General features: G+C 39.1%; 16 protein-coding genes. 13 read left to right on the top strand and 3 right to left on the bottom strand.

Annotated features, from left to right (window positions below):
- Positions 1–28: 28 nt before the first annotated feature.
- From GQR38_RS03570 to speB, 6 genes are all read left to right on the top strand, one after another.
- Positions 29–2,281 (top strand): EAL domain-containing protein, encoded by a 2,253-nt coding sequence (locus tag GQR38_RS03570; RefSeq protein ID WP_165721442.1) that lies wholly within the window; start codon positions 29–31, stop codon positions 2,279–2,281.
- A gap of 346 nt (positions 2,282–2,627) precedes the next feature.
- Positions 2,628–3,089 (top strand): GNAT family N-acetyltransferase, encoded by a 462-nt coding sequence (locus GQR38_RS03575; RefSeq protein ID WP_024591605.1) that lies wholly within the window; start codon positions 2,628–2,630, stop codon positions 3,087–3,089.
- A gap of 233 nt (positions 3,090–3,322) precedes the next feature.
- Positions 3,323–4,192: an MYG1 family protein gene (locus GQR38_RS03580; RefSeq protein WP_007583983.1), complete on the top strand. Its 870-nt coding sequence runs from the start codon at positions 3,323–3,325 to the stop codon at positions 4,190–4,192.
- Between the two features lie 77 nt (positions 4,193–4,269).
- On the top strand, positions 4,270–4,602 hold the full coding sequence (locus GQR38_RS03585) for a YnfA family protein (RefSeq protein ID WP_007378102.1): 333 nt from the start codon (positions 4,270–4,272) through the stop codon (positions 4,600–4,602).
- Positions 4,603–5,274: 672 nt separating this feature from the next.
- Positions 5,275–7,188, top strand: a complete 1,914-nt coding sequence (gene speA, locus GQR38_RS03590; RefSeq protein WP_024607696.1) for a biosynthetic arginine decarboxylase — start codon at positions 5,275–5,277, stop codon at positions 7,186–7,188.
- 3 nt (positions 7,189–7,191) lie between these two features.
- The gene (gene speB, locus GQR38_RS03595; protein WP_007583987.1) at positions 7,192–8,115 is read left to right on the top strand and encodes an agmatinase; all 924 of its coding nucleotides are present in this window, start codon (positions 7,192–7,194) and stop codon (positions 8,113–8,115) included.
- A 54-nt stretch (positions 8,116–8,169) separates the two neighbouring features.
- Here the strand turns inward: speB and GQR38_RS03600 are convergent, their stop codons facing one another.
- Genes GQR38_RS03600 through GQR38_RS03610 form a run of 3 tightly spaced genes read right to left on the bottom strand, consistent with a single transcriptional unit; the run spans position 8,170 to position 10,696 of the window.
- Entirely contained in the window at positions 8,170–8,568 is a 399-nt protein-coding gene (locus GQR38_RS03600) for a DoxX-like family protein (RefSeq protein ID WP_101164108.1), read from the bottom strand.
- Positions 8,555–9,577, bottom strand: coding sequence for a M48 family metallopeptidase (locus GQR38_RS03605; RefSeq protein WP_024593854.1), 1,023 nt, complete (start codon positions 9,575–9,577; stop codon positions 8,555–8,557). The genes GQR38_RS03600 and GQR38_RS03605 overlap by 14 nt, the downstream gene beginning before the upstream one ends.
- A gap of 9 nt (positions 9,578–9,586) precedes the next feature.
- Positions 9,587–10,696: a YjgN family protein gene (locus GQR38_RS03610; protein ID WP_165721407.1), complete on the bottom strand. Its 1,110-nt coding sequence runs from the start codon at positions 10,694–10,696 to the stop codon at positions 9,587–9,589.
- Between the two features lie 394 nt (positions 10,697–11,090).
- Between GQR38_RS03610 and GQR38_RS03615 the strand changes: the two genes are divergently transcribed.
- The 7 genes from GQR38_RS03615 to ligA all read left to right on the top strand — a co-directional run bounded on the left by GQR38_RS03615 (position 11,091) and on the right by ligA (position 21,425).
- Positions 11,091–11,294, top strand: coding sequence for a DUF1656 domain-containing protein (locus tag GQR38_RS03615; protein WP_008171772.1), 204 nt, complete (start codon positions 11,091–11,093; stop codon positions 11,292–11,294).
- A gap of 5 nt (positions 11,295–11,299) precedes the next feature.
- Complete coding sequence (locus GQR38_RS03620; protein ID WP_165721408.1) at positions 11,300–12,160, top strand: HlyD family secretion protein; 861 nt, start codon at positions 11,300–11,302, stop codon at positions 12,158–12,160.
- A 10-nt stretch (positions 12,161–12,170) separates the two neighbouring features.
- The gene (locus GQR38_RS03625) at positions 12,171–14,207 is read left to right on the top strand and encodes an FUSC family protein (RefSeq protein WP_165721409.1); all 2,037 of its coding nucleotides are present in this window, start codon (positions 12,171–12,173) and stop codon (positions 14,205–14,207) included.
- Positions 14,208–14,283: 76 nt separating this feature from the next.
- Positions 14,284–15,015, top strand: a complete 732-nt coding sequence (locus tag GQR38_RS03630) for an RNA methyltransferase (protein WP_165721410.1) — start codon at positions 14,284–14,286, stop codon at positions 15,013–15,015.
- 68 nt (positions 15,016–15,083) lie between these two features.
- Positions 15,084–18,485 (top strand): AAA family ATPase, encoded by a 3,402-nt coding sequence (locus GQR38_RS03635; RefSeq protein ID WP_165721411.1) that lies wholly within the window; start codon positions 15,084–15,086, stop codon positions 18,483–18,485.
- A 73-nt stretch (positions 18,486–18,558) separates the two neighbouring features.
- Positions 18,559–19,326 (top strand): cell division protein ZipA, encoded by a 768-nt coding sequence (gene zipA / locus GQR38_RS03640; protein ID WP_165721412.1) that lies wholly within the window; start codon positions 18,559–18,561, stop codon positions 19,324–19,326.
- An 80-nt stretch (positions 19,327–19,406) separates the two neighbouring features.
- A complete protein-coding gene (gene ligA / locus GQR38_RS03645; protein WP_007584014.1) occupies positions 19,407–21,425 on the top strand; it encodes an NAD-dependent DNA ligase LigA in 2,019 nt (672 codons plus the stop codon).
- The last annotated feature ends 9 nt before the right edge of the window (positions 21,426–21,434 follow it).

Genomic DNA, 21,434 nt, shown 5'->3' on the forward strand with positions numbered 1-21,434 from the left:
TATGTATAAATAATGCGAGCAAGTGAAAATGGGTACGGATAGGTTAAAAAAGTTATTATCTCACCAGCAAGGCATTCTATCTAAAATTGCATTAGGGGTACCTTTAAATGAGGTGCTTACTGAAATTTGTTTATCAATAGAGCAGATTATTAATGATGAGTCTGCTAGGTGTTCTATTTTATCAGTTAAAGGCCAGCAGCTTTTTCATTGCGCAGCCCCTAATATTCACCCAGAGTACTGTAGTTTGCTTAATGGAGTTCACATAGGGCCAAAAGTAGGTTCATGTGGTACTGCTGCATTTTCGAAATCGCGCACAATTGTAGAAAATATTGAAACCTCACCGCTTTGGGAGGACTTTAAAGATTTAGCGCTAAAGTTTGATCTTAGGTCATGTTGGTCAACACCTATTTTTTCAACTCAAGCTGATTTGTTAGGCACCTTTGCTATCTATCACAGCACACCTAAAACCCCATCAGAGCAAGATTTAGAATTAATAGATTTTTTTGTGCACTTTTCAAGTATCGCTCTTGAGAAAAGTAACGAATTTGAGAAGGCAAAACAGCTTGTCGTTAATTTACAGCACAGTAATGAAAAATTTAAAGCCTTCACCAAAGTAATGCCCGATCTCATCCTCATTTTAAGTGAAGATGGCACATATACCGATGTTTATGGTACCTCTAATGAGTTACTGCTTGATTCGACCACGGATCTTATTGGTGAAAATGTTAAAGACCTGCTTCCTCAAAAAGATGCGAAGATGATAATGGATGTCATCGAAACAACTCTATCGACTAACGAGATGCAAATTTTTGAATATGAATTAGATGTGCCAAAAGGAAGTATAGTTTTTGAGGGACGAGCTGCCGCTTTAGATCATTACAACCCCAATAGTCCTACAAAAAGACATGTAGTATGGATGGCCAGAGATATTTCAATAAAGAAAAAGGCTGAGCAAGAAGTTCATAAACTCGCCTTTTACGATCCATTAACTAACCTTCCAAATAGAAGAATGCTTAGCGACAGATTAAGCACGTGTGTAGAGAGTGTTAAGCGTAATAAAAATATAGGGGCATTATTATTTTTAGACCTAGATAACTTTAAGCGTATTAATGACTCGTTAGGGCACAGTGCGGGTGATGAAGTACTTGTAGAGTTATCAAAAAGGTTAAGCGCAATAATAAAAGGCTCAGATACACTGGCCAGAGCGGGTGGTGATGAATTTATTATTTTACTTAAACACATAGGGCAAGATACAAAGCAAGCAATCCTAGAATGTAAAGCCGTTGCTAAAGAAATTCAAAGAGCTTTTCATGATAAGTTTGAAGTGGGCAACCTTGCATTTCAAGTAAGTTGTAGCATAGGTATTTGCCTAATTGATAGCGTAAATGCACAGGCTGACAATATATTAAAATTTGCAGATACTGCTATGTATCGTTCTAAAAATAAAGGAGGTAATAGCAGCAGCTTTTACGATCCAGCCTTGCAAACACTACTTGAAAAGCAAACAGAGCTAGAAACCGACATAGTGAGAGCAATTGCATCTAATGAGTTTTGTGCTTACTTTCAGCCACAAGTTAATACGCAGGGTGATGTTGTTGGTGCTGAAGCACTTATTAGATGGGACCACCCTCAAAGAGGGCTGATAACAGCAAACGAATTTATACCTATTGCAGAGCAATACGGACTTATTCAAAAACTACAAAATATTGTTTTGCATGATATATGTATTTTAATTAACGAGCTTAAAGCAAGCGCTATCATTGACGACTCGTTTAGTGTTTCAATTAATATTAGTCAAAGTCAGTTCAATTCATCAAATTTAAAAGGTGAGCTGTTCAACACTATCAATGAATTTGATATTAGAGCATCACAAATTAAGTTAGAAATAACCGAGTCAATGCTCTCTAGTGATATAGATTATACAATTAGGCAAATGAAAGAGCTCATTGCGGCTGGCTTTTTATTTTCGATTGACGATTTTGGAACTGGATACTCTTGCTTAGCTTACTTAAGTGCGTTTCCTGTTAAAGAATTAAAAATAGATAAAAGCTTTATTGATAAAATTTTAGATAATGAGATTGGCTTTAATATCGCGCAAACAATTATCAGTTTAGGAAAAAGCTTAAACTTAGTGGTCGTTGCAGAAGGCGTAGAAACAACAGAGCAGTATGACTTACTTAAAAAAATGAATATTGACACTATGCAAGGCTACTTAGTTGCAAAGCCGATGGATAAAGAACGTTATTTAAAATGGCATAGTGCTAATAGCAATCCGCAATAATACTTAATCAATTAGAGGGATTAAATCTGGCGGTAACTGTGTTAAAAAATTCTGCCTTGTTATCGACACGATTTTCTTATCTCAAAATAGATCACTTAATTAAGCAAATTTGGTACGGAAATGCTCTCAGAGCTTAATTACTTAAAGGCCAATGTTTAATAATTGGGAATAACCTAACAGAGATTTCCCATATGCTAGGTCACTTTTACTTTTTCTAACTGCTAAAATTCCCCAAACTATATGCTAAATAAGGACTAAAGATTTTTTGGTTAAACAATGCTAAGCTATGCCCGCTTGAATATATTATTTAAAGCTTAATAAACTTATAACAATGAATGGAAGCTTTATGCAGTTAGTCGATTTGAACCCTAATGATCCCGATGTAGTAAATGTATTTGACGATATAGACCGACTTATAAATTCTTTATACCCTGTTGCTACAGCGCAGTCTTTGGAGTTAAACGAATTAACCTTACCTAATGTGTATGCTATTGGTTTAAAAACTGAAGAAGGTATTATCGCTTGTGGTGCGATTGTAGAGAAATTTGATACTCAGCCTTATGGCGAAATAAGACGTTTATATGTAAAACCAAGTCATCGTGGTAAAGGGCTATCAAGACGTATTATGCAGATTTTATTACATCAAGCTGGCGAAAAGAAAATCCCGTTAATACGTTTAGAAACAGGTCCAAAGCAAATAAAATCAATCAATTTATATGAAAATTTAGGCTTTAAACGCTGTAGCAGTTTTGGCTCATATGTAGATAATCCACAAAGTGTATTTATGGAGTTAGGGCTTAGCCAATAAGCTTATTAACGCTACGACATGTTAAAGCTTAATGTGTCGTAAATATCTGGCCTCATTATTACCTTGTAATAAAAGTCATACTCAAGCTATTAACTATAAAAGCAGCTTTTATAGTGATGCAAAAAATACTTCACTGTTTTTAACACCTGTCTTCGTATAAAATCTGCCTCGATAATTAGTGACTAACTTACAAAGCGAGAATTTTTATCTTTTCTAAAAGTAGCAATAAACAAATGAGCGAAATAACAGTAGTAACCCACAATGGTAATTTTCATGCAGATGACGTTTTTAGTATTGCGGTACTTAAACATGTTTTGCCAACGTTTAAACTGGTACGTACTCGCGATAAAGCGCTTATAGAGAGTGCCGACTTTGTAATTGATGTAGGTGGCGAATACGATCCTGAAACTAATCGCTTTGATCATCATCAACGCGGTGGTGCAGGCGAGCGAGAAAATGGCATTCCTTTTTCATCATTTGGTTTAGTGTGGAAAAAATACGGCTTAGCGCTGTGTGATGATAACCAAGCCGTGGCTGACAGAGTCGATTCGGGCTTAGTTTCAACCATTGATGCCATTGATTGTGGTCATGTTGAAGGTGTATCAAAGGGAATAAGCTTGAGCCAAACAATCTCAATGTTTAACCCTACGTGGGAAGAAGAGAGTAACTTTGATACCTGTTTTGATGAAGCTGTTGAATTTGCAGCTCGCATGCTCATTCGTTTTATCGCCTCAGCTCACGGTAGTGTAAATGCAAAGGCGATTGTTGCTAAAGCAATTGAAAATGCAGAAGATGCCAGAGTTATAGTGCTTGAAAAATACACACCGTGGAAAAAAACAGTGCATATCTTATCAAGCGATGCGCTATACATGGTTTACCCATCGCATTCTGGGCAATGGATATTACAAACAGTACCCGTTGAGCCTGGCTCGTTTGAAGATAGAAAACCGCTTCCTAAAGCATGGTCAGGTTTATCTGATCAAGCGTTTGTAGATGAAACCGGTATTGATGACGCTGTGTTCTGTCACAATGGCTTATTTATAGCGGGCACTAAGTCGTTTGAAAGCACAATGAAGCTTGCCACTATGGCGCTTAGCGAATAACAACGCAGATTCATAACGAATACTAAGCATAACAATTTATATAGATTGTTATGCTTGTTATCTTAGCGTGGAGCATTATGTTTGAACTAAAAACAATCGCACTTTTTACTATTACAGCCTTAGCAGAAATAGTGGGTTGTTATTTGCCTTACCTTTGGCTTAAGCAAGATAAAAGTATTTTACTTTTAATTCCTGCGGCTTTAAGTTTGGCACTATTTGCATGGTTGCTATCTTTACATCCTACTGCAGCAGGGCGCGTGTATGCAGCTTATGGCGGCGTATATATTTGTGTTGCGCTATTATGGTTATGGGTTGTTGATGGCGTAAAGCTTACTATGTGGGATATTATTGGTGGTTTAGTTGCACTGCTAGGTATGGCTATAATTATGTTCGCACCAAAAAGTGCATAGCTGGCTCATACTCAATAAATAAAAAGCGCCTATTTATAGGGGGAAACACATATAGGCCCTGCCTTGGCTAAAAACCAAAGGCACAGCTGCAATTTCTACCTCCAAAGATAAACACACCCTAGTGCCATTTAAAGTCCTACCTCGATTATTTTCAAACTGCCAATAAAATATAACAACTTCACTACGACAGGTAGTACCTAACGCTACATATGCGCCAAGCAACTATTGAAGCTGGTGGATGTTATGCTGAGCGTTTTAGAAGTGCAAATTATATTAAATTAAAAATACATGGGTATTACTTGGTCACAACACGTTGGCTAAACTGTAAGTAATTGAGGTGTTGAGAATGCCTTGCTCTAATCCATCAAAAGTAAATTCTATAAAAAAGTAACTCAAGATTAATTTTAGTGAATGAGCCAACTCATTTTTGCTAATAAAATTTATAATGAGTCATTTAAAAACAGCCATTTTTTACAGCTTTTCTTATCTTTAATAATCATCAAAGTCCTATTTTATATACGCTAGAGAGCAATACGTGATTGGTCGTTTTATCAACATTAAAAATCACTCGTTACGAGTAAAAATACTTGTTGGACTTGAATGTCTATTTTTCTTTTAATGCGCGGCACTAGCCGAGTTGGCACTAATTAATTAAATAAAAGAGAAAGATAAATGAAAGAAACAACATCACTAGAACAAGCTCGTACGAGCTACAATGTTCGTCATTGGAGCCAAGGTTTTTTTGGTATTAATGATCAAGGTGATGTGTATGTTGCGCCCAAGGCTCATGCCCCAGAGCAAACCATTGCATTAACAGATATCGCAAAGCAACTACAAGATAAAGGTTTAAGCTTACCTGCTTTAGTTCGTTTTCCGCAAATTTTACACCATCGTGTACACAGCTTATGCGGCGCATTTAATACTGCGATTGAAAACTATGGTTACCCTAAAGACTACCTATTAGTTTACCCAATAAAAGTAAACCAACAACGTGAAGTGGTTGAGGAAATAGTAGCAAGCCAAGCACAAGTAGAAAAAAAGCAACTTGGTTTAGAAGCAGGCAGCAAGCCTGAACTACTTACAGTATTAGCATTGGCTGAAAAAACCAGCGCCGTTATTGTATGTAATGGCTACAAAGATAAAGAATACGTACGTTTAGCACTTATTGGCGAAAAGCTAGGTCATAAAGTGTATATCGTACTTGAAAAGCTTTCTGAGCTAGACATGGTGCTTAGCCAAGCAAAAGAGCTTAACGTAAAACCACGCATTGGTATTCGTGTACGTTTAGCGTCGCAAGGTAAAGGTAAATGGCAAGCGAGTGGCGGCGAAAAATCAAAATTTGGTTTATCTGCATCGCAAGTTTTGCATGTAGTTAATCGTTTAAAAGACGCAAACCAGCTTGATTTACTTCAGCTAGTACATTTTCACTTAGGCTCACAAATGGCGAACATTCGTGACGTACGTTTAGGTGTAAGCGAAGCTGCGCGTTTTTACTGTGAGCTACGTAAATTAGGCGCAGAAATTGATTGCCTTGATGTAGGTGGCGGTTTGGCTGTTGATTACGACGGCACACGTAGCCAGTCGCATAACTCTATGAATTACAGCTTAGCTGAATATGCAAATAACATTGTGTACACCATTGGTGATACATGTAAGCAATATGAGCAACCAATGCCGACTATTATTTCTGAGTCGGGTCGTGCGCTTACGGCGCATCATGCTGTGCTTATTTCTAATGTTATTGGTACTGAAAGTTACACGCCAGAAGAGTTAGTAGCGCCAGCAGTAGATGCACCCCTGTTATTAAAAAACATGTGGGCATCGTTTGTACAATTAACTGATTTAACGGATGACCGTGCATTAATTGAAATTTATCACGACAGCCAAGGTGATTTAGCTGAAGCGCATAACCAGTTTGCACTCGGTTTATTAGACTTATCGCAGCGTGCGTGGGCTGAACAAATTAATATTCGTATTTGTTATGAACTTAACAAGCACATGGATAACAAAAACCGTTTTCATCGTCCTATTATTGACGAGTTAAACGTACGTTTAGCCGATAAGTTTTTTGTAAACTTTTCGTTATTTCAATCGCTTCCAGATGCATGGGGCATTGATCAAGTGTTTCCGGTATTGCCATTAAGTGGCTTAACTGAAGCACCAAAAAAACGTGCTGTATTACTTGATATAACCTGTGATTCAGATGGCGCACTTGAGCATTACGTAGATGGACAAGGTATTGAAAGCACATTACCTGTACCAGAATTTAGTGCCGATAAACCTTATTTAATGGGCTTTTTCTTGGTGGGTGCTTATCAAGAAATTTTAGGTGACATGCATAATTTGTTTGGCGATACGCACAGCGCAATTGTTAATATGGATGAGCAAGGCGTTGCAAGTATTACCGAGATAAACCAAGGTGACACTGTTGCCGATATGATGCGCTATGTACATTTAGATGTTGAAAGTTTTCAGCAATCATACGAGCAGTTAGTAAGCACTAAAATTGAAAAACACGAACAGCAAAGCGTTTTAGACGAGTTGCAAAGCGGCCTTGATGGCTACACTTATTTAGAAGAGTTATAAGCAATGTCGACTTTGTTTGGTCACGCAGATCACTCATTGTACTCAAATGGGATGACGTTTTTACGTCGTCCTATGGTGCAAAATATTAATGCAATTGATGCAGACGTAGTCGTTTTAGGCTTACCGTTTGATTTAGCGACATCGGGTCGCCCTGGTGCACGTTTAGGCCCTGATGCGATTCGTCGTGCGTCGGTTCATTTAGCATGGGAAGACACTAAGTACCCATGGACGTTCCCGTTGTTTGAGCGCTTAAAGGTGGCAGACGCAGGGGACTTTACTTACCCCGTTGGCGATCCTGAATATTTTACTGCGCAACTAGAAATGGCTGCTGAGCAAATACTTCGCCAAGGTAAAACGCTATTAGGTTTAGGGGGCGATCACTTTGTGACGCTTCCGCTATTACGCGCTCATGCAAAAATACATGGCAAAATGGCGTTAGTGCACTTTGATGCGCACACCGATACCTATAGCAATGGCTCGCGTTTTGATCACGGCACTATGTTTTATCATGCACCAATGGAAGGGCTGATTGATGTTGAGCACAGTATACAAATAGGTATTCGTACCGACTTTGATCAAAGTAAACATGAGTTTGCTGTGATTGATGCAATGCAAGCCAACGATTTACATGCAAATGATATTGCAGCGCAAATACTTGAACGAGTAGGTGACCTACCTGTTTACTTAACGTTTGATATTGATTGTTTAGACCCTGCGTTTGCGCCTGGTACAGGCACTCCTGTGTGCGGTGGTTTAACGTCAGATAAAGTACTTAAAGTACTGCGTGCGCTAAAAGGCATAAACATGGTAGGTATGGATGTGGTAGAAGTATCACCTTCGTACGACCAAAGTGAGCTTACCGCTATTGCCGCAGCAACCATTGCGAGCGAATTACTGCATTTGTGGACGCATAAAAATAAGTACTAATTTTACAAATTAAATACTACAAAAAAGGGTATGCGCAGGCATACCCTTTTTTAGTTAGAGGTATCGATTATTCAGCAGCTTAATTTCCTTTAACCAAATAACGCTTAGCCCAATAAGAGGCAGGTTAGTAGTAACAGGGTTAAATGCTTCAATAAGTAATTGTGGCTGCATTGCAACTACAGCGAGTAAAAGGCCAATTAATGCTAAAATATTTAAAATTACTAGGTGTTTATTTTTATAAAACACAAATAAACACAATCCAAATATAATTTCGCCAACACCCGCCGAACGTGTAATTAAGTCAGACACTTCTGCTGAAAAACCAGCACTGCCAGTCATTAATTTTTCAAGAGGTGCTATATGATAAAGCTTTGGAAAAAAGCCATGATATATCCAACTTAAACTCACTATGTAGCGAGCAAGTTGAATATAACCGCGATTATTTCCTAGCATTGTCAATACGCTCTTGTGCACTTGGGTGGCTAGATAAGTACTCTAAAAAGTCATTTACTTTTTCTAGGTGTTCGTTTTCGCTGGTATGGCTTTCTTGCAGCGCTTCTATTGCATCAGCAAAATCATTACTCGAATACCCAAGCGACTCTAATTGAATGAGTGCAAAGGTATCTGCCTCGCGTTCCATATCTCGTGAAAACCCTTGCTGAGCAAACGATGCACCCGTACCTAATGCAACCTCTGCAACCCCTTCTAAATCACCAAATACAACCGCTAGCACAATCGTACTTGCGGCAGATTGTGCTGTAATACGTACGCTATGCTGGTGGACTACATGGCCCATCTCGTGTAGCAATACCGCTTTTAGTGCATTGGGTTTATCGGCAAGTAAATTTGCTAAATCATCTGTGACCACGATACGACCATGGGGTAGTGCAAACGCGTTAGCACCAAAGCTGTCTGATTTATAAAACGATAATCTATAAACCGATTGATCAAGCGATAACGCATTAAGCATACTTGTAAAATGCGCTTGTACTTTAGTTTGCTGCTCTGCGGGCAGCTCACTTGGGTCAAGCGCAATCTTTTTAATAAGTGTAAAGCTTTGCTCCCCCATTTGTTCCACAACATTACGTGGCAGTGTATCAACACTGTAAACAGCAATGGCCGGTACCGCTTTATAAAGTACTAACCACATAAAAAGCGGTGTAAATATGACTGCAGCTAAAATTGCCCATTTACTTTTTTCAAGGCGCTCCATTATGTGATGGTTATTTTCTTTAAATGGCCATCTGTAACTTACATCTTGAGGAATAAAACGACTGCCATCTTCAAAGTTTAGTTCGTCGGCAAGCCCTGCCATCCCCGAACTTAATTTTAGACTTGAGATTGCGTGGCGAGCTATAACGTGTTCATCGTTGATAACTTCAATGTGTGTGTCGCTAATAGTTGCAACACACACTTGATAGTTACTCGATGCGATGGGGAAAAAATGTCCCTTTACATGCATAGTGAGCTCTTAAGTTAGAGAAAGGTCAATATCAAATACGTTTGCAGCTTCTTCAGCAAATGATGATTGCTGTTCTTGCGCGGTATCGATTAGGTTTAATGCACCAGGATAAATAGTGACGTTAGTTACATCAGCGAGCATTTTTGATGTACGTACTTTTGTCCATGGGTATGCAAGGCCTAAAGAAAATACAATAGCCAACATATTAGTTAATAGTAAAACAGCGAAAGGAATTGGTTTTAGCTCAGATTTAAATGTAGCAACGCCTTCAAAATGGCTGTTATCAAAAATGTGATTTCTAATAGCGGCATGCCATACAGCAGAAACAATGGCAATCATTAGCACATAGGCAATCATCATAAAGATAGGAAGCATAACCATAGCTGCAGAGTTTTCTAAATTTTGTTGGTTTTCAATATCTACTAAGTTGAGGCCAAATAACCCTAAAATCCCCATAAATACCACCATGGTGATAGAGCTCACTACAAAGCAAATAAGCGCTGTTAAGTAATAGGTTTCGCCTTTTAGATTTACAGTAAGCGGTTTGTCACCGTAACTAATATTGCTATGTATATAGCTATCAATACGCTTTATAACGTAAGGCATTAATAAATAAAGCGTAAATATGCTTGCAATAGGTAAAAGTATAAAGTTAACAAAGGCTTCGCCATAACTGCCTTTAAAAGCAAAGCGAACATTACGATGGCGGGTCATACGCAGATTAAAACGTAAACCTTGGTTAATAATCCATGGCATTAAAAAGATAAAACCAAGAGCAATAAACAGGCCTAAAATAGGCATAAAGCTAATAGAGAATGTATAAATAAAAAATACAATAACCGCTAAAATCCGACCTTTTAAAATTTGTATTGGCGTTGCTAGGTAGTCAAAGCTATGACCATCTATACGGGTGTGGCCGTAAAAATAGCGATGCGTACGTACTTTAGCCCACGCTGAGTATATGCCAAGCGTAATAACGCTAAGTAATATATTTACAATCCAAATTCCAAAAAACTCACCGCCTTTACCACTAAACTGCACTTTTCCGCTAAAAATTGGTTCAGCAGGCTCATTTATTGGTGGGGTTGTTTCAGATGGGGTAGGGTGTATTGATTCCATTAAAATTATATCCATGTTGTTTTTTTGTTAATTTACCCATTTTTAGTGCAAAATTCAATGTTTATAATTATCTCACCCTTCTGTAAACAGCTATAAATAGGCGTTTTAAGTATTGAGTTAAATACTCTAATACTTTTTTATAAATAAATCTCGCTGGTTTTATTTATTTGGCTGGTAACTGGGAACTTTAGCTTTTTAATATGCGATTTAGCTACTATACATAGTTAATGCTGCTTAAATGTAATGGCATTAATTATGTATTAAGCACACCTACGTACAATTAAGCTAATTGATTTATATGCCAAAATAATAGATTGTAAGAGTAGTGGGGATGTAAATTTATTTAGGTTTTACAGCTTTTATCACCGCTTTAAATAACATTAGGATATTTATTATGTTTCAAGCAGTCGTGTTAGGGGGATTAGAGTTTAGCCCGCTGATTGTTTACTTCCCAATTGCGTTTATTTTAACAGCGCTGACTCGTTTTGCTTTGCATCGACTAGATTGGCATGACCGTATTTGGAAAGTGGCTTGGTTTGAAGTGTCACTATTTGTTTGTTACTTGGCACTGGCCGTCTATTTACTAAGTGGAAGATAAATTGAATGATTAAATATCTGCGTATTACTTTTACTATATTGGTTGTTATAGCTGCGGTTTTTGCTGGGCGTTGGGTATGGACTGACTACATGCATACTCCTTGGACGCGCGACGGTCGCATTCGAGCAGACATAGTTACAATTGCTCCAGACGTGTCGGGTTGGGTGACTGCTTTAAACATTAAAGATGGTCAAAACGTACAAAAAGGCGAAGTACTTTTTAATGTTGATCAAAAGCGTTACCAAGCAGCGCTTGATAAAAGTAAAGCCAATACAGAAAATACGCTATATACATGGGAGCTTGCTAAACATAAATACGAAAGACGTGTTGAGCTAAACACTCAACAGGCAATAAGTGAAGAAACGCTAGAATCAACACGTATCAATACTAAAATTGCTGAGGCAAATTATAACCTAGCTAAAACAGAGCAAACAATTGCGCAATTAAATGTTGATAGAACTAAAATTGTTGCGCCTGCATCGGGGCAAATAATTAATCTGAATTTACGCCAAGGTAACTATGTAGCTCAAGGCACACCTGTGTTTGCTATCGTGCAGTCAGATTCATTTTACGTAACGGGTTACTTTGAAGAGAGTAAAATACCGCTTATTTATCCTGATCAAAAAGCTAAAATAGCACTTTTAAGCGGTGGTAAGCAATTAACGGGGCATGTAGTGAGTGTAGGTAAAGCAATTGCAAATACGAATACACAAAGTAACGGGCAGCTTTTACCACAAGTACAACAAACATTTAATTGGGTACGTTTATCGCAACGTATTCCTGTTGATATTAAGTTAGATTCATTGCCCGAAGATACACAGTTAAGCGCAGGAATGACCGCCACAATACATCTCGCTACACGTTAAGGGGAAGACAGTGGGCGTTGTATTACAAAATTTGTTTTTTCCTAAAAAACAGGCAATTATTTTTGCGACTAAGGGCGTTATAGCCATGGTAATGGCGCTTACTATTGCTATGTGGCTTAATCTTGAAAGACCTTATTGGGCGTTAGTCTCGGCTATATTTTTGCAATTACGCCCGCAAAGCGGATTGGTTATTGAAAAAGCAATTTGCCAAATAATAGGCACCATAGTGGGTGGTTTATTTGGCATATTGCTTTTAACTCAGTTAATTCTCTACCCTTATTTAGCGCTCGGTGCATTGGCATTATGGTTGGGGGTAAACTCTGCGTTATCGGCAATGGTACGCCAAGCAAACTTTGTTTATGCGTTTGCTATGGCAGGTGTAACAGCCGCTATTATTGTACTTTTAGTCATGGTTACTCCGGCAATGGTGAGCAGCCAAAGCATATTTGATATTGCACAAGCGCGCGTGAGTGAAATAGTAATAGGCTCGATATGTGCAGGCCTTGTGAGCCATTTGTTTTGGCCTGTAAAAGTTAAACACTTACTGCAAGTACAAGCGCGGTCGGTTATAAACCAAACGTTAGATTATTTAGTAACTGAGCTTGATTCTAAAGGCTCGCACGAAAATCGCCATCAACAAATAGATGGCATTATGGCAACATTAGGATCTATAAACGAAGACTCTAGCGCAGTAAGGTACGAAGGACCAAAAGGTCCAGGGCGCTCACGTGCTGCAAATCAATTGTCGCAAAAAGTGCTTTCTTTACTGGCTTCAATTCAAATAATTGGTCGCCTGCAACGAAACCACGCAGACCTCATTACTTCCACATTAGACAAATTAATAAGTAAACTTAAACACGTATTCGCGCAAATTAAAGAATCTGACGATTTTGATTACTGCGCCGAACAAGTTAAAACACTGCGTAAAGAGCTAACCGACTATAGAGCAAATACGGTGTGTGATTCACCATTTGAATCTCACATGCTCAATGTAAGCTTAGAAGTGGCAGCCGACTTAACAATTTTACTACGGGCATACAGAGCTTTAGAACAACGCGATAAAACATTATTAAATGCACCCAGTATGCTTACATATCGCGACCCATTAGCTGGCATTATTGTTGGATTTAGAACTGCTTTGGTGTTTTCTATCGGCGCATTTATTTGGATTAATACAGGTTCTTCAGCTGCATTATTAATTATGATATTACCGGTCATATTTTCGATAATGCTGGCGAGAATACCCTTGGCTATTTTACAGGTTGTAATTAAACGTTTATTGGCAGGTATAATTGTTGCTACTTTTGTAACTATTTTTTATGCGTTAAATTTACTGTCGCAAAGTGGTGGGCAATTAGAAATATTGTTGCTTGTATTAGCTGGTCCGTATTTTTTGGGTTTACTGTTACTCGCTGATCAACAAACGCTGCCATACGGCTTAGGGTTTTGTATTCCATTTACTATTTTGGTTAGACCCAGCACGGATATGAGCCTAGCGTTTTCAATTGATTATACACTTAGTTCTGCAATCGCTATTTTTGCTGGCGTGAGTATTTTATTTTGGATTTTTCAGTTATTTACAGGACCAAGTGTTCAGTTACTTGTTCATCGTGTTTTTAAGGCTACCTATAAAGATTTACTCGAAATAAATACCCATCAAACTCCGAGTATTTGGTACAACCGCCGCATGGCAGATAGGTTAATCCGTTTAACTAATTACGATCAGGGTTCACACTCACGCGCTGTTACCGATATGGCTCTTACCGGTCTAAACTTAGGGCATGCTTCAGTGCGATTAAACTCAATTTGCGAAAACCTTGCTGGTGACACAAAGCTAAAATACTTAAATGAGTGGCAACGCACGTTGGCTGATGCATTTATGCTGGCTACCAAAGGTAAGTTTGATGAAAACTTTAAGCAAGCGTCTGATAATCTTTATAACGAATTAGCCGCATCTGTTGGTGATTCAAATCAATTAGAAGCGATAAAAGGGATGTTTATTCGCATTAATCTGACCTTTGAAAGAAGTGCGAGTAAGATAAATTAGCCCTATTCGCTGCTTTTCGAGTTCAGATGTTATAACGAAATCTGTTATACTTGCTGGATAATTTTATGGGGCTGTTATGATTTCAAAAAACCAACTCAAACTTATTCGCCAACTTGGCCAAAAAAAGTACCGAAAGCAATATAATCAATACCTTGTACAGGGTGAAAAAAACGTACTTGAGTTATTAAACAGCCCATTAAATGCGGTTAATATTTTTGCTACAAACGAATTTATAAATGCGTACCAAGGTGAGTATCAGGACGCTAATTTTATTGAAGCGGATGAAGAGACCCTCACTAAAGCGAGCACGCTAGTTAGCAATAATGCAGCCATTGCTATTGTTGATATGCCAAAGGCAGCTTTACCACAAGCAAATGGCTTAATACTCGCGCTTGATGGCGTATCAGACCCTGGTAACTTAGGCACAATAATTAGAGTAGCTGATTGGTACGGTATTAAACATATAGTAACTAGCACCGACAGCGCAGACGCTTACAACCCTAAAACAATTAGCGCCACAATGGGCTCATTTGTAAGGGTATCGGTAAGCCAAGTAGATTTACCTGATTACTTACAGTCTTTAAATTTACCTGTTTACGGTGCTTTTTTAGATGGACAAAGTGTACATAAAACCCAATTTACGGGCTCAGGCGTTTTGCTAATGGGCAGTGAGTCGCATGGTATACGCGAGACATGTGCAAAGTTAGTGACCAATAAAATCACCATTCCCGCTTTTGGTGGAGCAGAGTCACTTAATGTTGCAATGGCGACCGGTATTATTTTAGATAACTTTAAACGACAAGCTTAATCTATTAGTAAATTATGGGTTAAATTGTTTATGACAAATAACAATAATAAATTGGTAATAACAATAAGATGCGCTTAAGCACTATTAAATTAGCGGGCTTTAAATCGTTTGTAGAGCCCACTAAAATTCCATTTCCTGATCAAATGACGTGTGTTGTAGGCCCTAATGGCTGTGGCAAATCTAACGTTATTGATGCAGTACGATGGGTGCTAGGTGAAAGCTCTGCTAAAAACCTGCGTGGCGATGCCATGACCGACGTTATTTTTAATGGCTCAACTAATCGTAAAGCCATATCACAAGCTTCTGTAGAGCTTGTTTTTGATAACGATAAAGGTAGTCCTTCTAATACATTTGCTGATCGAAACCAAATTGCAATTAAACGCTTAGTAACGCGCGACGGGCTATCGCTGTACTTTTTAAATGGCAGTAAATGCCGTAAGCGTGATATTACCGATATATTTTTAGGTACAGGTCTTGGTCCGCGTAGTTACGCGATTATTGAGCAAGGGATGATCTCGCGTTTAATAGAAAGTAAACCACAAGAATTACGCGTATTTTTAGAAGAAGCCGCTGGCGTTTCTAAGTACAAAGAGCGCCGCCGCGAAACACAAACACGCATTAAAAGCACCCGCGAAAACCTTGAGCGTTTGTTAGATGTGCGTAAAGAGCTGCAAAGCCAGTTAGATAAATTGGCTGTGCAGTCGGTTGATGCAAAAAAATACCGCGAGTTAAAAGCGCAAGAGCGAACGTTAAAAGGGCAAATTGCGGTTTTAAAATGGCAAAAGTTACATCAGCAACAACTTGAAAAAAGTACTCTAATTAAAAAACTGAACGATCAAATTTCGTTTTTTAAAACTGCTAACTCAGGGCATGACGATGTACTTGCAAGCTTAGAAGGGCAAGTACAAGCTCAGCAAGATAAACTAAGCGATGCACAACATCAGCAACATGTAATACACACCGAGCTTACCCGCGCTGAGCAACAGCAAATAAATGTAAAGCAACAAACTCAAACGCTTAAACAAAATTTAATTAAATTACAGCAACGCCAAACCCATAGCACTGAAGTTAAAACGCAGCAGCAAATTGTGTGCGAGCAACTAAATGAAACCCTGCAAGAGGCAAGTGAAAACGCGTTAATGTGCGAAGAGCAAGTAAGGAAGTTAACGCATGAGCTTGAGGAATTATTAGCACTGAAGCAGCGCCACAATACACACTGGCAAACTTTGTGTGAGCAACAGCAGCAACTTAATAATAATGCGCAACTGCATAGCAGTCACATTAAACAAACTCAGCAGCAAATAAGCCACGTTAACGAGCAAATTGATCAGTTAAATGCGCAGCTTACTGACTTACAAAGTAGCGATGTAGAACAACAATTAACGCAGCAAACACAGCAAACACAAACATTAACCCAAGAACTTGCCGCTAAACAAACAGCGCACACGCAGTGCAGTGCTAAGCTTGAAGTGCAAAATGAGCGTGTTAATAACTCACAAAAGCAATATTCGACGCTTACTCAAACAATAAATGAGTTAAAAGCCAGTATAACGGGGCTTAAAAGTACATTAGGGCTTGATGAAGAAAGTGAAAGTACTAATGGTTTGTTTAATCAGCTAAGTGTTAAAGAAGGCTTTGAGCCCTTAATAGAGCAAGCACTTAAATCGCTAGAGCACTTAAATGTAAGTGAGCAGCAAGCTGATAATAGTGTGTGGCCAATTAGTGGTAAGCACATTGCTGAAAATAGCTTAGCGGCATTCATAACAAGCGGCGTGTACCCAGATCATTTAACGCGCATTGCTTATAGCGAGAGCGGTGATCTAACGCTGTTAAAAGATGCTTATTATACAGCCGTTATGGATAAAAACGGTGCTTTATATGGTCGTAACTGGCATGTAAGTGCCGATAGAAATGCCGAAAACTCATTACTTTTAAAACATAAGCAATTGCAGGATAAAGCTCAGCAGTTAACCAATGCCGAGGATGAGCTAAAACAAGTAACACACACTCGTGATGAACATACAGCCGAGCAAGTAAAGTTAATTAACGAGCAAAGCGAGCTAAAAGAAGCCATACATGAGCTTGCGCAAAATATAGCAGTAGCCGGTACACGCAGCGATATGCTCAAACAGCAAGTAGCGCACTTTAAGCTGCAACTAGAAAAGCTACAGCAACAAAAACAGCAATTAACCACTGCGCTTTTGCAATTAAATAACGTGCTTGATGAGCAAACAGAGCAATTTGAAGTGTTAAATGAGCAGCAACTTAACTTAGCGGATGAGGTAGACGCTGCAAATAGCCTGCGCTCACAAAGTGATAAAAGTTATAGCGAAGCATTAAGCATGCTTGAGCAATATAAAACGCAAGCGCATAAGGCAACGCTCTCAGAGCAAAAGGCACGCAGTGAATGGCAGTTAAGCCAAACCAAATTGAGCCATGCAGAGCAGGAACACGTTAGTGCATCTGAAGGTGCGCAAGAACTACTCAATGAAATAGAAGAGCTGCTGATCCCAGAGCAAGAGCTTAGCGATAAAATAACGCAGTTTTTAGCGCAGCATCAAAAAGGCGAGCAGGCACTAGTAGTGCTACAAAAAGAATTATCTCACGCTAAAGAAAGTTTAAACACCAAGCAAGCAAGTCTTAAAAACTCACAAGGTGAGCTGGTGGGCTTGCAAGAGCAGCATCAAAAGCTAACAATTGAAGAGCAAAGCTTAGTAATAAAAGCGCAAGTTGCTCTCGAACCATTAGAAGAGTTGAAACAAAGCTTAAAAGCAATACTTGATGAATTACCTGATTCATTGAATTTAAGTGCAGCGCAAAATCAGTTAACCGGATTTACTAATCAGTTAGATAAATTAGGTGCAGTAAACTTAGCGGCAATAGAAGAGTTTGATTTAGCTAAAGCTCGTAGTGATTATCTTGATAGTCAATTAGATGATTTAACAAAAGCGTTAAGTACCCTTGAAGGTGCAATTCGTAAAATTGATAGTGAGACCAAAACACGCTTTAAAGCGACGTTCGATCAAGTTAACGAAGACTTTGCAGAGCTATTTCCTAAAGTTTTTGGTGGTGGTAGTGCGTATTTAGAATTAACCAGTGACGATTTACTCGAAAGTGGTGTTAGTATAATGGCACGACCACCGGGTAAGAAAAATTCAACAATTCATTTGTTAAGTGGTGGAGAAAAAGCGCTGACCGCATTATCATTAGTGTTTTCTATATTCAGGCTCAATCCAGCTCCTTTCTGTATGCTGGACGAAGTAGATGCACCATTGGATGATGCCAACGTTGTGCGTTTTTGCCGTTTGGTTGAAGAAATGTCACAATCAGTGCAGTTTATTTATATTAGTCATAATAAAATTGCGATGGAAATGGCTGGTAGATTAACAGGTGTTACTATGGCAGAACCTGGCGTATCCCGTATGGTTGCTGTAGATATAGAGCAGGCTGTGCAACTTGCACATGCATAAATTTTTATAACAAGTGTATTATTTTTAATTAATATACAGGTTTTAGGCATATCAAATAATAAAAGGTGAGGGGATGGCCGAACAATTAAGATGGGTTTTAATCATTATCAGTGTAGTTGTCATTGGTGGTTTATTAATACATGGATTGTGGTCTGTGAGAAAAAAAGACCGCCCAGAAGTATCTGATAACGAGCGGGTTGAACCATTACAAGAAAGCGCATCAGCTTCATCTGAACCGTTTCGAACTGAGGCTGAACCAAAAGAGCCAATGCAAAACGAACGTGATGAGCCACAGTTTGGTGAGCTTAACTTTGATGCAAATGAGCCGCAAATAGATACAAGCGTGCCAGAAGTGCCGATTGAAGATGACCTAGAAATAGTTGATGACCTAGAAGCAAAAGAGCAAAGCGCTGAAGAAGCACCTGCCCAAATGTCTGACTTTGTTATTGTACATATTCAAATGCCAGAAGAGCTTAGTATGCAGGGCAGTAAATTATTGCCGGCAGTTAACACTTTAGGTTTTAAATATTCTGAGGAAGGCTTTTTTAATCGCCACTTAGATCCGGCTGGTCAAGGCCCTGTTTTATTTAGATTAGTAAATATGTACAACCCAGGTACGTTTGATATTGATAATATGGAACAGTTTAGTACCGCTGGGGTAAGCTTATTTATGACGTTACCGTGCGACGGCGATGGTCTAGCTGCATTTAATATGTTGCACAGCGCAGCTAAAAAGTTAGCGGATGAATTTGGTGCACAAATTTTAGATGCTGAGCGAAATGAAATGACAGTAGATCGCGTAAGACAATATGTTGAGCAGGTTCGTTCTTTTTCAGCGTAAATAACGCATACATTATATTTTTATAAGCCACTGGACGGTGAATCGTCAAAGTGGCTTTTTTTATGTTTATTGAGGTTTAAATGTCTAGCAGCATTAGTGAGCAAGTTAATCATCTTCGTACTACATTAGAGCAACACAACTATAATTATTATGTGCTCGACACCCCCAGTATTCCTGATTCTGAATACGATAGGTTATTACGCGAACTAAGCGCACTTGAAACCGAGCATCCTGAATTTTTAACCGCCGACTCACCTACACAAAAAGTAGGCGGTGCAGCACTTAGTAAATTTGAACAAGTAGCGCACCAAGTACCCATGCTCTCACTTGATAACGCCTTTAGTGAAGAAGAATTCACTGCGTTTAATCGCCGTATAAAAGAGCGTTTAATGAGTACTGATGAGCTTACTTTTTGTTGTGAGCCAAAACTTGATGGTTTAGCTGTATCAATTATTTATCGCGATGGTGTGCTTGTACAAGCGGCTACTCGAGGTGATGGTTTTACCGGTGAAAACATTACTCAAAATGTTAAAACCATTCGTAATGTACCGCTCAAGCTCCGTGGTGATTACCCAAAAGAGCTTGAAGTTCGCGGCGAAGTATTTATGGACAGCGCTGGCTTTGATAAATTGAATACTGAGGCAGAAAAACGCGGTGAAAAAGTATTTGTTAACCCGCGTAATGCAGCGGCGGGGAGTTTGCGTCAACTCGACTCTAAAATTACCGCTAAACGCCCACTCATGTTTTATGCGTACAGCACCGGGCTTGTTGCTGATGGCAGCATTCCTGAGGATCACTATCAGCAATTAGAAAAGCTGACTGATTGGGGACTACCTTTGTGCCCAGAAACAAAATTAGTTGAAGGTCCAAAAGCCGCGCTCGATTACTACAGCGATATTTTAACGCGCCGTGGTGAGCTTAAATATGAAATTGATGGCGTAGTAATAAAAATAAATAAAAAGACCTTACAAGAGCGTTTAGGCTTTGTGGCACGTGCTCCTCGTTGGGCTATTGCGTATAAGTTTCCGGCGCAAGAGGAAATAACCCAACTACTTGATGTTGATTTTCAAGTCGGTCGTACTGGCGCCATTACACCTGTTGCACGTTTGAAGCCTGTTTTTGTGGGTGGCGTTACCGTATCAAATGCAACGCTTCATAACAGTGATGAAGTTGCACGTTTAGGCGTAAAAGTAGGCGATACAGTTATTATTCGCCGTGCTGGAGACGTAATCCCACAAATAACTCAAGTTGTACTTGAACGCAGACCTGATGATGCCAGAGATATCGAATTCCCGACGACTTGCCCAATCTGTGATTCTCATGTTGAAAAGGTTGAAGGCGAAGCTGTAGCCCGTTGTACGGGTGGACTTGTATGTCCTGCACAGCGTAAGCAAGCTATTAAGCACTTTGCTTCGCGCAAAGCGCTGGATATAGATGGTCTTGGCGATAAGATTGTTGATCAGTTAGTCGATAGAGAACTTATAAAAACGCCTGCTGATTTGTTTATTTTAAAACAGGGGCATTTTGAGTCACTTGAACGTATGGGACCTAAGTCAGCTAAAAACTTAGTAACAGCACTTGAAGAGGCTAAAGGCACTACGCTTGCTAAGTTTTTATATTCATTAGGTATTCGAGAAGCCGGGGAGGCGACAGCACAAAATTTAGCTAATCACTTTCTAACCCTTGAAAATGTAATAAATGCCAGCATTGATAGTTTAACGCAAGTAAGTGATGTAGGCGAAATAGTAGCTGCTCATGTTCGTGGCTTTTTTGATGAAGAGCATAATTTAGCAGTTGTTAATGCGCTGATAGATCAAGGTGTAAACTGGCCAGCGTTGAGCGCACCTTCTGAGGAAGAACAGCCGCTCGCTGGGCTTACATATGTACTTACAGGTACGCTTAATACACTTAATCGCAATGATGCAAAAGCACGATTACAACAACTTGGTGCCAAGGTGTCTGGTAGCGTATCGGCTAAAACAGATGCGTTAGTGGCGGGTGAAAAAGCAGGTTCAAAACTAACAAAAGCACAAGACCTAGGCATAGACATACTAACTGAAGATGAATTAATTGAGTTGCTTATAAAGCATAACGGTTAGGAAAATGAC

Origin of the sequence: Pseudoalteromonas sp. c7(2019) (assembly GCF_011378625.1) — a bacterium.
GTDB classification, from domain to species: domain Bacteria; phylum Pseudomonadota; class Gammaproteobacteria; order Enterobacterales; family Alteromonadaceae; genus Pseudoalteromonas; species Pseudoalteromonas arctica.